The organism is Bartonella vaga (assembly GCF_037070895.1).
Taxonomy (GTDB): Bacteria; Pseudomonadota; Alphaproteobacteria; order Rhizobiales; family Rhizobiaceae; genus Bartonella.
Window position 1 is genome coordinate 41,211 of sequence record NZ_JAYMZK010000008.1, and the last position, 12,296, is coordinate 53,506.

The following is a 12,296-nucleotide window of genomic DNA, read 5'->3' on the forward strand; positions in this document are numbered from 1 at the left end:
AATGATTATGCCCTTATAGCTCAGTTGGTAGAGCACCTGATTTGTAATCAGGGGGTCGGGAGTTCGAGTCTCTCTGGGGGCACCAATAAAATCAATGACTTAGATGTTTTTCTTCAATTATGGAAAGAGACTTTTTAGCTGCGGGACACCCTACGGGGCACCCAAACAGGCTTGTTGGAAAGTGTATAAATGTGACTATATCTGAATAGTCGACTCACTAAAGTATCAACTCAATATCCGATTTTGAGCAGTGATTATGAGGATAAACCATAACAGTTTGTGATATTGATTCGTGATAATGGCTAAGTGATTTTAGAAAGAATTTTTTTCTTCCTGTTTTTTGCGTAAGATAATTTCCAAACCAAGAGTTTTCACAACTGCAACAAGATTTCCCATTTTAGGCTCGCGGCGCCCATGATACCAACTGCGCACTGCATCCCATGATACACCTGAAGTTCACGCAACATCTATAAGCGTCATTCCTTTCTCGATGCGTGCCTGCATAATGGCTTTCATAATTTCATGACGATCAGTCAGTTTAACTTCTTTTACATCAGAAATTTGTTATCAATATCGTAAATTGATTGCTGATTTGAAATCGTGGCTGAGATCACTGTATGGAAATTACTCTCACAATTGATGATGACGACATTCAGGATTTGATGTACCAACTTCAAACACCTAGACTTCAACGCACGCTGGTTAACGCTGTTAATGCAACTGCAACCGCTTTAAAGCGCAAATTTGCGGACCTTGTTGCTGAAAAACTTGGTGTACCTAAAGAAAACAAATATCGTGTGGCAAAAGAAATTAGTGTAACAAAAAAAGCCACAGCCGATAAAATGAATGCCACACTTACCGGTGATACCAACAGATTGCCATTGCTAATATTCCCGCATCAAGAACAACTTCAAAGCGGTACCATTATAAAAATTTCAGGAGAGGATCGTATGTATAGGGGGGCTTTCCATATGGGCGGAAAATTCCCAAACAGAGCGCCACTTAAAGTTGGAGGGAGTAACATCTTCAAGAATAGTGATCAAAAAACCAGAAGAATTAAAAGCAAAAATGGAACATATTTAGGATATGCTATAAGAAAAGTTAAAAGCATTGCCATCAGTAAAGTTCTTGAAAAAAGTAATCGATAAAGTATGAAAAGCGATAAATTTCAATTTTTATTTAGAGTTTTTAATAAAAAGGTACTTCCCCGAGGGGGTAGGGTCGAACACGGTGGAGCAGCGCGATATTTTTTTACCGTTAAAAATTTTTTATATTGCTAAAATACCTATCTTATTGATTTTTTTGGCTAGCACTTTTGCCAAAAAATAAAGAGGCAATAAATGATAAAAATCTATAGTAAGCCCGATTGTGTGCAATGCACGATGACTTATAAGGCATTGAATGCACGTAAACTAAATTCTGAAATGATTGCATAACAAAGGATGAAGAGGCTTACGAATATATCCAATCTCTTGGTTATTCACGCCTCCCTGTTGTTGTAACTGAATCTCAACATTGGGCGAGATTTAGACCAGATAAAATCAAAGAGCTATATGCATCACTCCTAAGTGCTTTAAACATGATAGGTCGGAAAAAAGTTCAGGGACAACTGGTAAGAAACGTAAAGATCGTAAAGGTATTTCAACCAATGCGTTTGCCAAAAAGATGGGAGTTCATTTTAATGCAGTACGCTCGCGTGTTGAGAAAGGCTATTTAGATGAAGCTCTTTATCCAGACGGTTCTCTTAATGAAGATATAGCTACAGTATGGCTTCAAATCTCTTCTGTTGATGCAATTGAAAAAGCAAAACAAGCAAATCCTCACCTTATTACGGATAGCGTTATTGACCAAGAACTTGACAAAAATACTATTAGTTCTGCCAATCTTAAAAAGAAGCTTATCGACATTGCACTAGCAAAGGTTGAATTAACCGAAAAACAGAGAACTACCGTAAAACTTGCTGATGTGCGAAAAGCAGCCCGTAACTTCGCTCGTAGTCATCGTGATGCTGTATTAGCCTTCCCTGCCCGTTACGGTGCTGAGATTGCTGCTGAGGTTAGTATTGATCCTGCAATTTTAATTCCAGTTTTAGAGAAATTTGTGCGCTCATCTTTAACAGAAGCACTGAATATCCATGAACCGTTTCCTGATCAAGAGAACGAGGAGGACTAGATGGAGGTAGACGGTTTAGACGCCATTACAGCTGATGGCTATAATATGTTCTTAGAATATGCACTGGAAGCAAAAAAACCAGACCCACCATGGACAGTATCACAATGGTCTGACAAGAACTGTCACTTGGCTACAGTATCGTCACCTGAACCTGGACTCTGGAGAACATCACGGACGCCTTATTTGCGTGAGATCATGAACAATTTGTCTGTCTACTCGCCTGTTGAAACAACAGTAGTGATGAAGGGCGCACAAATTGGAATGTCAGAAGCAGGTATGAATTTTTGTGGCTACGCAATTCATCATGCACCTGGTCCTGCACTTTATGTGATGCCAACCGTCGATACAGTTAAAAAACTCTCAAAGACGCGCCTCGAACCAATGATACGCAATAGTCCAGTTTTGTCTGAACGGATTGCGCCACCACGCTCGCGTGACTCTGGCAACCCCATGTTGTCTAAAGAATTTGACGGCGGTGTATTGCTCTTGACGGGTGCAAATTCAGCTGCTGGCTTACGTTCTATGCCAATTAGATATTTAATCCTTGATGAAGTTGATGCTTATCCAACAAACGTTGATAACGAAGGTGATCCTGTTCAACTTGCTATTAAGCGTACAGCAAATTTTATTGGGCGAAAAATATTTCTTCTCTCAATACCTGCAAACCACGCAACTGGTCGTATTAATGCCGAATACAATAAAGGCGATAAAAGGCTTTATCATGTTGGCTGGAAAGGGTGCGGAGTACTCCAGCCTATTGTGTGGGCAAGTATTAAGTGGCCAAAAGGAGAGCCAGACAAAGCTGTATTTGTTTGTCGTGAATGTGGTCACGAACACCCTGAACATCGCAAAAACACTTAATGAAAGAAGAAAATGGTGTTTGTTGGATAGCGACGCAGGAATCTAGCCGCCCTAATTTACGATCTTATCATATTTCAGCGCTTTATTCTCCTTGGTTTAAATGGAGTGAGTGCGCGCGGGATTTTCTTAGTGCGCGCCACGATCCTGCCCTCATCCAGCCATTTGTAAATACCGTTCTCGGTGAAGTTTGGTCAGAACGTGAAGATGAAGAAATCGCACCCGACACGCTTCATGCTTTGCGTGAAAAATATCCTATTTTGCCGCCACAAACGCTGGCATTAACATGTGGTGTGGATGTTCAACCAGATCGCCTAGAGTTAGAGCTAGTGGCGTGGGGTGCTGGTGAAGAAAGTTGGAATATTGACTACCAAGTCATTCACGGAAATGCTTCAGGTGAAAAGGTGTGGGAAAAATTAGATATTTATTTTAAAAGGCTTTGGCCACATCCTGCTTTTAAAAGCGGATTTCCCATATAAGCTACCAGCATCGACACGGGAGGACTAAATACCCAATCTGTTTATAAGTATGTAGCAGCGCGTGAGCGAAATTATCCCATATGGGGGATTAAAGGTAATCCTGGATCAAAGCCTGTTTGGCCAAAAGCTCCCTCGCTAAATAATAAAGGCGGAATTAATCTTTACATCGTTGGCGTAGACTCCGCCAAAGAGATTATCACCGCGCGTCTAAAAAAGTAGGTCCCAATATAAATGGACCTGGTGTATGTCACTTTCATATGGATCGTGATCTTGAGTATTTTGCCCAATTAACCAGTGAGTATAAAGCTGTCCGTTATCATAAAGGGCGTAAAACGTTTGTTGGGAAAAAGCTGCCAAGGATCGCAATGAAGCACTTGATTGCCGTGTATATGCTTATGCTGCTTTGCAAGGTTTGATTGCCCTACGGTTAGATTTAAACCGAGATGCAGAAAAACTCAAGAATAGACTAAAAGAGATTGACAATGGTCAAAGGCATCCTCCGATCAACTCTGCTATAGTTGATAAGTTACCTACAAAAAAACAGAAGAACCCCTACCCGTCAAGGATTAGTTCTTTCATGAAAAATGGAGGAAATCAAAAAAATGGCAGACTCTATTAAGGAAAAACTGGCGACGTTATCAGAAAAACGTAAAAAACTTGAAGAAACCATTTTTTCTGGAGAACTAATGGTTCGCCACGGTGAAACACAAGTAATGTACCGTTCTATTGATGACCTCAAAAAAGCACTCTGCGTTTTGGATGAAGAGATTGCTACCTTAAATAACACAGGCGGCTATCCTCGCTACTTCTCTCCTAAAATAAGAAGTAGCTATTAATGGCGTTTTTTTTAAATAAATTTAATCCATTTGCCAAACAATCAAATGATCAAGAAGCACGATTACGTGCAGATAGTCATAGTGAGCGCCCCTCTGGACTTGAAACGCCACAAGAGCATCTTAATCGTGTCATTGAAGCTGCAGGAGCTACTGTTGTTGCTCGATCACGCTGGCTTTACGATAATGATCCTATTTACTCATCCGCAATTGATGAGTGGGTTTCTGCCACAGTGGGTGATGGTGTCAAGCCTTCCCCACGCATCCAAGGATTTACAAAACAAACTAACCGTTTGAACGATTTATGGTGGCAGTGGTGTGATAAAGCCGATTACCGTCAAAATTACGATTTTTACGGTATCCAAGAAGAGGTCGCGCGTGAAGTATTTTTAACAGGTGAATGTTTTATCCATTTGTTGATGGTTCCTCAAGACGAAATAGACAGCGACCAAAGTACTTTAGATTATGTTCCACTAAAACTTGAAGTCTTAGCCTGCGAAATGCTTGATGTCGAGTATGATTGTCCCGCAGAAGAGTCAGGAAATTATATCCGGATGGGTATAGAGTTTAACCAAAAAGGGCATCGAGTTGCTTATCATTTCTTTAAAGAACATCCCTATGATGAAACAGGAATCTTTAAATTAAATTTTAATAGTAATGAACGCGTAAGGATTCCAGCAAATCATATAATCCACATAAAAGAAATGCGCCAAAGCGGACAATTGCGCGGCATTCCAAGGGTAACACGTGTACTTACAAAAATCTTTAATCTCGATTTTTATGATGAAGCTGAATTAGAGCGTAAAAAAACAGCAGCGTTGTTGGCTGGTTTTTTAGTCGGACCTTCACATGATACCGTAAGTCCATTTTCAGATGCTGCAAAAAAAGAAAAAGGCGAAAATCATGAAAAGTCCATTCCGAATTGGAAGCCAGGAACAATAACAAATGTTGGAGCTAACCGTGATATCAAATTTTCAAATCCCGCAGAAGTGGGGGGCTCTTATGATGCCTTCCAATATTGCAATTTGTTAAAGATTTGCTCAGCGCTTGGAGTCCCCTATTCTGTTGTCACGGCTGATGTTACACGTGGTAATTTCTCAAATGTGCGAACATCTATTATTCAATTCAGACGACGAGTTGGGCAATGGCGCGCTAATATTTTGATTTTTCAGCTCAATCGTATTGTATGGGAGCGGTTTGTTCTATTAGCACAGATGGTAAACGTTATTAATCTACCCAATTTTTACGAAAATCCTACGCCTTGGTTACAATCTGAAAGTCATGCACCTCCCTTAGAAATGATTGATCCATCTAAAGACATGGCAGCAAATGAAATGGCTCTGCGTCTTGGTCTTACCAGTCGTAGAAAGCTGTTAAGCGAACAGGGCATGGATATTAGCGACATTGATAGTCAAATAGCATCAGATAGGGAAAATGAACACCGTTTAGGATTAGATTTTTCACCACATATGCTTACTGCACCAACCTTCTCAATATCTAATAATAATGAAGATGATAGGAAAAATAAAGAACATAAAAAGCTAGAAAATACAGGAGATAAAGATGATTGATGTACCTCACCTTTATCAAATGCTGTTTAATCATCCGCTCATGGTAACAAGAGCAAAGCTAGATGTTGTTTTAGCAAGTTTGAGTTCTCGCATTTTGGGAGAACATAAATTTGATAAAATTGAACAAAAAATCACGGTTCTATACAAAAAGGCTCACTGTATCGCTGTTATTCCCGTATTTGGCACACTGGTGCGTCGACATAGCTTTTTAGCGGCACAATCAGGTTTGACTTCTTATCAAAATTTACGTGCAGGATTTTACAAAGCTATGCGCGATGAAGATGTCAAAGGCGTTCTATTAGAGGTTGATAGTGGTGGTGGTGAAGCTGGCGGTGTATTCGATCTCGTTACTGATTTGCGTACTATGGCTCAAAAATATCAAAAACCAGTTTTCTCCCTTGCTAATGAACAGGCCTGTTCCGCAGCCTATGCAATTGCTTGCATTGGACAAGAAATTTGGGCAACACAAACAGCTGATCTTGGTTCTATTGGCGTAGTATCTGCTCATGTTGACCAATCTAAAGCTGATGAAAAGGCTGGCTTAAATTGGACATATATTTACTCAGGCTCCAATAAAGTTGATGCCAACCCTCATCAACCCTTGTCTGATTATGCTCGTTCAAAAATTCAAGCTAATTGTGACACGCTTTATCAAAAATTTGTTGAGTTAGTAGCAAGCTGTCGTCCGCTAACAGCTAACAAAATTCGCGCTACCCAAGCACAAATTTTTATGGGTGAAGAAGCCCTAAATATTGGACTATGTGACCGTATTGGCACCAAAATGATGGCGCTTCATGCCTTAATGAAGCTCATAAATAAAAACCAACATAAAGAGGATAATCCAAAATGGCAGAAAACAAATACGCACGAAAAAAACGCCTCGAAGAAGACGAGAGAAAAGACGAAAGCAATCCATACATCAATGCAGAAGACGATGAAAACGAAGATGAATTCGTCGAAGAACTTGACGAAAATGAAGAAGAGCTAAAGAGCATTGCAGCTGAAGCCGATATAGATGATGCGAGTCACTCCGATAATGATGAAGAAGCCAGTGAGGTCGAAGATAATGAAGACATAAACGTGAAAGATGATGAAGAAATTTTAGCCACTGACAATGACGATGACGACGAACCACAAAGAAAACAGGCAAAAAGCAAAAAAGATGCCAAATTGAAAAAAAGTTTGGCAAAAAATGCGACGCTAAAAGAGCGGAAACGATGCCTTAAACTCACCCATATCAGCAAAATCGCTAGCAGGATGGGTGTATCATTTAATGTAAAGCAAGCTGTTGCAGATGGGTTGAGTGTACAAAATGCTGCAAAAGCGATTATGCGGGCTGCTCGTGAAAACAGAGAAAGCTATGCACTTACCAACATTCCCCCACAGAGGAGCGATCGTTTTTCATCATCTCAGTCTGTAAGTGCTTCTAAAATTAACAATATGTGGGCTAAAGTCAAAAGGAAAAAATAAAATGTCGCATGTATATACTGAAGGACCTTGGATTGCCGAATATCTAATCGAAGACTCTATTGCAATTTCTCGCGAAGAAGTAATCATTGCAAAGGGACAAGAATTAGAAGCAGAAACCGTGTTGGCACGGCTTCACACTACTGGAAAATATATAGCTCTTAAACCATCAGTAAAATCATCAAAGGACGATGAACCATCTAAAAGCGACGGATCAGATGTTGCTTGTGCAATTTGCTACGATAATGTCGATTCTTGCGAAAATGACACGCCAGCCACCTAACAGCACGTATATCTGCTGTCAGTACAGAAGCATTAATTTGCCCAAGAGATATAACTCCTGAACAAAAAATTAAAGCCATTAATGATTTGGCAGAACGTCAAATTATTTTGCGATAAGGAAGCTTTTTTATGAATTTCAGTATTTTTAAAAATGAAGCGTTTTCCAATACATCTATGACTAAAGCCTTAGAGCTTTATGAATTTCAGCCAGACTTGATCGGTTCGTTAAATATATTTGAAAACGTTGAAACAGACACCACTATAGCCACTGTTGAACGTCGTGATATAGGGTTGGAGTTAATTAAAACTTCTCCTAGAGGCACTCCACTTAAAGTCGGTAAACGTAATTTGCGAAATTTTGAAACGGTGCGCATAGCAAAATCTGCAACGCTCCACGCCTCAGAAATTCAAAATATGCGAGCGTTTGGTAAACCGAATGAATTACAGACAGCTATAAATCTTATAAGCTTATATCAAAATAAACTCGTTCGCGAAATTGAGATGACTTGGGAAAACATGCAATTAGGAGCCATTAAAGGAGCTGTCCTAGATGCTGATGGAACGGTGACTTATGACTGGTTTAAAGAATGGGGAATACCAAGACCAAAAGCCATCAACTTTGATCTAGATACTGAAAGCACAAATGTTGAGGGGATTTGTCGCCAAATTGTACACAGCATAAAGAGAAAAGCAGGCAATAAATATATGCCTAATTCTCAAATCATTGCGCTTTGTGGAGATAAATTCTTTGATAAATTAACAAGTCATAAAATGGTTCACGAAACTTATCTTAATACAACACAAGTTCAAAATCTTAATAGAGCATTTTGTGTAGCTACAGAAAGTCCTGTAGGCACTGATAGTTTTGCTTATTTTTATTACGGAGGCATTTTCTTCTATAATTATCACTCTATTGATGATTATGATGAAACAGCAAAAGAGGGAACAAAACTAGCTTTAGGGGTTAAACCGAATGAAGCGCACTTTGTGCCTGTTAATGTAGACGGCGTATTTCAGAAAATTTTTGCACCTGGTGAAAGCTGGTCTCATGTTAACGAAATTGGTCTGAGCCTTTATTCCACAATGATACATGATCTTGATCGTGAATTTTGGGTACAACCTGAGGTTTTTTCTTACCCATTATTTATTTGCTTACGCCCAGAAATGTTGATGAAAGGCATATCTGTAGCTAAAAAATAATAAGACAAACATCAACCTTCTCGTCATAATAAAATGAAAGGCGAGAAGGATGAGAGTTTATGCACATTTTACATCAGTATGAATAAAATCATTTCCTTTAAAGAGCAAAGCTGCATCAAGCACTTTACAACAAGCATAACTAAAGCAATCACCCATATTTAAGTTAGCTTTATGCCCTGTTCCTTTGCCATAAATTTGATAAGCCGAAATAGCATTCATCGCTACATTTTCGTCTAATGGTAATAATGATATATTGAAAGAGTCAAAAAAATCATCAACTATTTTTACAGCTTCATCACTTTTTTGACGTGATACTGGTTTACCCAAATCCGCTTTTATTCGGCATAACCCTGCCACAACTTCAAATTTGCCGATAGCAGAACAATATAGCGCTTCACTATGGATGATTTTGAGAAGAAATAACTCAGCCTCAGGCTCATTTAATAAAATAGCTAAAATAGCCGATGGCTCAACGAATAACACTAAATTCCCCCACTTAAATCATCAAAAAATTGCTTTTTTTCTGCTTCAGATAAAAGGCGATAATCATCGCTTAAAAATTCTTTCGTACAGTTTTGTAAACGAGAAACAATTTGTGCAGGTGTTTCTTGCTCTTTTTTTTCATCTAAAAGCTTGCGAAAAGCAACTTCAGCTGCTTCGCGATAACTTTTAAAATGAAACTGCTTTTTCACTTCATCAGCCAACTCCCTTACCGTCTCGTCAGGGATATATAAAACCTTTGGCATTGTTTACTCCAAATAATATCATTTTAGTAATATTATAATAGCTATATTTTAATATTATTCAACCCATGATACTTGTCTGCTGTAATTTAGGTATGTTTTTTATACAGTTCCTTTTTGAGAGGTTATTGTAAGGAAGCAGTAATGTGGGATGAAGCTGTAGTGAATACATTCGGGTAGCCTATCACCTATATCAAAAAAGATGATGGAATAGCGCGAAATATCTGCGCTGTTTTAAAAATTAGCCATTATTTGGATAATTCTAACGGCAACACGCTAACCAATATTCAAATAAAAGCGCTTGACATTCGTATGAATGGTATTGGTGGTCATCAACCTACATTTGGTGATCATATCGTGATTAATGGAATAACCTATAGCGTTACTGATGTTTTTCAATCCACCTCAGACCTCATTAAAGTAACACTTAACAAAGAAAGCCATAACTTGTGAAATCAGATGCTAATATTCATCATCGTACAAAATTACGTCACTATATTGTCGAGATGCTAAAGGCTGAAGATTCGCTAACGGACGTGCAAATTTTTTGCAATCGAACTGCGCCAGTACATGAAAAGGTATTGCCTTGTATATTATTGCGTAGTGATAGTGAACGCATGGATGAGCCATATGTACTTGATAATGGTGGACGCAGTCGTACTACAACAATTACAATTGAATGCCGCGTTGCTGAAAACGCAGGAGATGATGTCGCTGATAAATTAGCAATGATTGTAGAACAAGCATTTTTAAAAATCTTCGTCTTGGTGGATTGGTTTCTGCGAGCAAATTTGTATCAACAGAATTTAGCTTTAGCATGCAAGGAGAACTCCCAATTTATGCCGTAGATTTAAACTTTGAATTTGAGTATTTGACTGAATACGACCCTAGTGATTATGTTTACTTATTCATTCTAGTGCCTCACTTACTGTGAGGTCTTTGGTGATAGCCATTATATAAGCACCTGCTAACATTAGTCCAATCTGATCACCTAAACGTTGTGCTCCAAAGTGAATTGTTGCTGCTTCTGTAAACACATCAACATAACGACGCAAAATCGGTAAATGAAAAATTGTGCGCGCCAAAAAACGCCGAGCAAAATCAGGTGTCATAAGAGTCATAATATCATCCACAGGTTTGGTCAAAACTAATTGCGTGATACGACTTTCATCAGCATAACCTTCTATCTGCATGTTAATAGAAGAAAAAGAGCGTCTCCACATCAACACCACCTGTTGGAACTTTCCCACCACGCGCTGCTAATGTGCGAGCTGCTTGACTCCGCTCTTGAAGAACTTCAACTTTATCTTTACTTTGCACCCCCTTATACCCAAACGCTTTCGCTTTTTGCACAAGCACCTCGATTGGATTTATCCCAGCTTTTTAACACTGCTGACATATTTGACGTAATTCAGCACCAATTTGTTGTTGCCTGACCACGGGGTCTTTCCATTGCGGATAGAGACTGGTTTACCCTTCCCAAATATGTTTGTAAGTCTCAGGGCGGTTTTTCAGATCATCAAGACGTGCTTCATTCAAAATCTTAGGAAACTTCGGATTGTCTGACCAATTTATTTCAACACGCTTAATTGCCTCATTGTCTGAAAAACGAAACCGCTTCTCAACAGGAGCATTCTCACGGAGCGGGTTCCATGTCACCCATAATTCGGCACGCCATCCTTCCCCTTCTTCACGCAATGTTGGAATAAGAGTTTGCCAAGCCGTTTCTGTAACAGGTTCTGCCTCATCCACCCAACAGAGCAAAATACGACCCATCGATTTAATACTTGCTATATTACGATCAAGCCCTAAAAATTGAAAAGATATACGACCATCAAGCGACTTAATCGAAGACTCTCCAACCTTGTAATAGTCCTTTAAAAAGTCATGAGCTTCAATGGCGCGTTTAATCTCTTCCAAAGAACTCTCAGCAAGTGAATTCTGAAACTGACGAGCACAAACTATAGTCCCTGATATCCCTCCCATACCAAACTGATAACCTTTTAATGCCGCCATAAGGGAAAATGATCTCGTCTTTCCAGATCCTCTCCCACCCCAAGCTGCACGCACCGCCGCTTTACCTGTAAAAATAGGGATAAGCTTTGGTACAATCTTAATCTGTCTGGTTATCATTTACTAAAGGGGCGATTTCCACACGCCCTATCATCTTTATCGCCCCACCATCTTTTCCCGTCACTTGAAGAGGTAAAATCTTCCCTAACAGTGACAGATAAGCAGCTGGGCATTTAAGCGCTTGCTTTTCGAGGTAAGAGATCAAACCATCATCGCCATATCTCTCCCCCGCTCTCTCAGCAGCTTTAATCACCGCTTCTTTAAGAATACGCGTTGTCTTATTCGGAACACCTTTTACCCGCCCTTGACCAGCCTTGGGGGGTTTTCTTTTTGCGGGTTGTTCAATCGTTGTTTGCATGGATATTTCCTTTTGTGAAAAGGATAACAAAAAACCCCGCAAATGCAGGGCTTCAACAATAAAAAATACGTCAATTTCTAAAAAGGAGTATAGGTTCGCTGCAATTTTAGACACAATTATACTAGTACAGCGACGTCATTAAATACGATCTTTAAAATCATGTCAACACAAAAAATCTAAATATTGTATTTTTTATCTAGATTTAATTTTAAACAAAAGTTTATGTTTTCTTTTCATAAAATGGTTCTAATCTTCTAGAT

The 12,296-nt window shown here is 39.2% G+C and carries 14 protein-coding genes, 1 tRNA gene and 3 pseudogenes; 12 read left to right on the forward strand and 6 right to left on the reverse strand.

The genetic code is table 11. The features are described from left to right. Positions 1-9 precede the first annotated feature (9 nt). The 10 genes and pseudogenes from WCP76_RS05565 to WCP76_RS05610 all read left to right on the forward strand — a co-directional run bounded on the left by WCP76_RS05565 (position 10) and on the right by WCP76_RS05610 (position 8,862). Positions 10-85, forward strand: a tRNA-Thr gene (locus WCP76_RS05565). A 532-nt stretch (positions 86-617) separates the two neighbouring features. Then, positions 618-1,148: a hypothetical protein gene (locus WCP76_RS05570; protein WP_336294696.1), complete on the forward strand. Its 531-nt coding sequence runs from the start codon at positions 618-620 to the stop codon at positions 1,146-1,148. Positions 1,149-1,340: 192 nt separating this feature from the next. Next, the gene (locus WCP76_RS06520) at positions 1,341-1,436 is read left to right on the forward strand and encodes a thioredoxin domain-containing protein (RefSeq protein ID WP_503623001.1); all 96 of its coding nucleotides are present in this window, start codon (positions 1,341-1,343) and stop codon (positions 1,434-1,436) included. Positions 1,437-1,665: 229 nt separating this feature from the next. Then, positions 1,666-2,172 carry a hypothetical protein gene (locus WCP76_RS05580; RefSeq protein ID WP_336294697.1) on the forward strand — a complete coding sequence of 169 codons (507 nt, stop codon included), beginning with the start codon at positions 1,666-1,668 and terminating at the stop codon, positions 2,170-2,172. After that, positions 2,173-4,128: pseudogene (locus WCP76_RS05585) on the forward strand (phage terminase large subunit family protein). Further along, positions 4,112-4,345: a phage head-tail joining protein gene (locus WCP76_RS05590; protein WP_336294698.1), complete on the forward strand. Its 234-nt coding sequence runs from the start codon at positions 4,112-4,114 to the stop codon at positions 4,343-4,345. Before WCP76_RS05585 ends, WCP76_RS05590 begins: the two are co-directional and overlap by 17 nt. Then, positions 4,345-5,913 carry a phage portal protein gene (locus WCP76_RS05595; protein WP_336294699.1) on the forward strand — a complete coding sequence of 523 codons (1,569 nt, stop codon included), beginning with the start codon at positions 4,345-4,347 and terminating at the stop codon, positions 5,911-5,913. Before WCP76_RS05590 ends, WCP76_RS05595 begins: the two co-directional genes overlap by 1 nt. Beyond that, on the forward strand, positions 5,906-6,901 hold the full coding sequence (locus tag WCP76_RS05600) for a S49 family peptidase (RefSeq protein WP_336294700.1): 996 nt from the start codon (positions 5,906-5,908) through the stop codon (positions 6,899-6,901). The genes WCP76_RS05595 and WCP76_RS05600 overlap by 8 nt, the downstream gene beginning before the upstream one ends. Positions 6,902-7,384: 483 nt before the next feature. After that, positions 7,385-7,663 (forward strand): head decoration protein, encoded by a 279-nt coding sequence (locus tag WCP76_RS05605; RefSeq protein WP_336294701.1) that lies wholly within the window; start codon positions 7,385-7,387, stop codon positions 7,661-7,663. A gap of 128 nt (positions 7,664-7,791) precedes the next feature. Beyond that, entirely contained in the window at positions 7,792-8,862 is a 1,071-nt protein-coding gene (locus tag WCP76_RS05610; protein ID WP_336294702.1) for a major capsid protein, read from the forward strand. 57 nt (positions 8,863-8,919) lie between these two features. Here WCP76_RS05610 and WCP76_RS05615 read toward each other — a convergent pair whose 3' ends face one another. Both WCP76_RS05615 and WCP76_RS05620 read right to left on the reverse strand, forming a co-directional pair. Further along, positions 8,920-9,345: a type II toxin-antitoxin system VapC family toxin gene (locus WCP76_RS05615; RefSeq protein WP_336294703.1), complete on the reverse strand. Its 426-nt coding sequence runs from the start codon at positions 9,343-9,345 to the stop codon at positions 8,920-8,922. Continuing rightward, the gene (locus tag WCP76_RS05620) at positions 9,345-9,608 is read right to left on the reverse strand and encodes a hypothetical protein (protein ID WP_336294704.1); all 264 of its coding nucleotides are present in this window, start codon (positions 9,606-9,608) and stop codon (positions 9,345-9,347) included. Before WCP76_RS05620 ends, WCP76_RS05615 begins: the two co-directional genes overlap by 1 nt. A gap of 249 nt (positions 9,609-9,857) precedes the next feature. On the opposite strand from WCP76_RS05620, the gene WCP76_RS05625 reads away from it, so the two are divergent. Together WCP76_RS05625 and WCP76_RS05630 are read left to right on the forward strand one after the other, a co-directional pair. Next, on the forward strand, positions 9,858-10,058 hold the full coding sequence (locus tag WCP76_RS05625; RefSeq protein ID WP_336294705.1) for a hypothetical protein: 201 nt from the start codon (positions 9,858-9,860) through the stop codon (positions 10,056-10,058). Then, positions 10,055-10,453, forward strand: coding sequence for a hypothetical protein (locus WCP76_RS05630; protein WP_336294706.1), 399 nt, complete (start codon positions 10,055-10,057; stop codon positions 10,451-10,453). The genes WCP76_RS05625 and WCP76_RS05630 overlap by 4 nt, the downstream gene beginning before the upstream one ends. A gap of 60 nt (positions 10,454-10,513) precedes the next feature. Here the strand turns inward: WCP76_RS05630 and WCP76_RS05635 are convergent, their stop codons facing one another. From WCP76_RS05635 to WCP76_RS05650, 4 genes and pseudogenes are all read right to left on the reverse strand, one after another. Next, positions 10,514-10,828 carry a hypothetical protein gene (locus WCP76_RS05635; RefSeq protein WP_336294707.1) on the reverse strand — a complete coding sequence of 105 codons (315 nt, stop codon included), beginning with the start codon at positions 10,826-10,828 and terminating at the stop codon, positions 10,514-10,516. Further along, positions 10,812-11,069 (reverse strand): annotated as a pseudogene (locus WCP76_RS05640) (hypothetical protein); the annotation flags it as partial. The gene WCP76_RS05635 and the pseudogene WCP76_RS05640, both read right to left, overlap by 17 nt. 9 nt (positions 11,070-11,078) lie before the next feature. After that, positions 11,079-11,738: pseudogene (locus WCP76_RS05645) on the reverse strand (phage terminase large subunit); the annotation flags it as partial. After that, complete coding sequence (locus tag WCP76_RS05650) at positions 11,719-12,036, reverse strand: hypothetical protein (protein ID WP_336294708.1); 318 nt, start codon at positions 12,034-12,036, stop codon at positions 11,719-11,721. The gene WCP76_RS05650 and the pseudogene WCP76_RS05645, both read right to left, overlap by 20 nt. Between the last annotated feature and the right edge of the window lie 260 nt (positions 12,037-12,296).

Coding starts and splice junctions, on each gene's coding strand:
- WCP76_RS05590 (WP_336294698.1), top strand. CDS start 4,112: ATGGCAGACTCTATTAAGGAAAAACTGGCGACGTTATCAGAAAAACGT.
- WCP76_RS06520 (WP_503623001.1), top strand. CDS start 1,341: ATGATAAAAATCTATAGTAAGCCCGATTGTGTGCAATGCACGATGACT.
- WCP76_RS05605 (WP_336294701.1), top strand. CDS start 7,385: ATGTCGCATGTATATACTGAAGGACCTTGGATTGCCGAATATCTAATC.
- WCP76_RS05635 (WP_336294707.1), bottom strand. CDS start 10,828: ATGTGGAGACGCTCTTTTTCTTCTATTAACATGCAGATAGAAGGTTAT.
- WCP76_RS05600 (WP_336294700.1), top strand. CDS start 5,906: ATGATTGATGTACCTCACCTTTATCAAATGCTGTTTAATCATCCGCTC.
- WCP76_RS05650 (WP_336294708.1), bottom strand. CDS start 12,036: ATGCAAACAACGATTGAACAACCCGCAAAAAGAAAACCCCCCAAGGCT.
- WCP76_RS05595 (WP_336294699.1), top strand. CDS start 4,345: ATGGCGTTTTTTTTAAATAAATTTAATCCATTTGCCAAACAATCAAAT.
- WCP76_RS05620 (WP_336294704.1), bottom strand. CDS start 9,608: ATGCCAAAGGTTTTATATATCCCTGACGAGACGGTAAGGGAGTTGGCT.
- WCP76_RS05580 (WP_336294697.1), top strand. CDS start 1,666: ATGGGAGTTCATTTTAATGCAGTACGCTCGCGTGTTGAGAAAGGCTAT.
- WCP76_RS05610 (WP_336294702.1), top strand. CDS start 7,792: ATGAATTTCAGTATTTTTAAAAATGAAGCGTTTTCCAATACATCTATG.
- WCP76_RS05570 (WP_336294696.1), top strand. CDS start 618: ATGGAAATTACTCTCACAATTGATGATGACGACATTCAGGATTTGATG.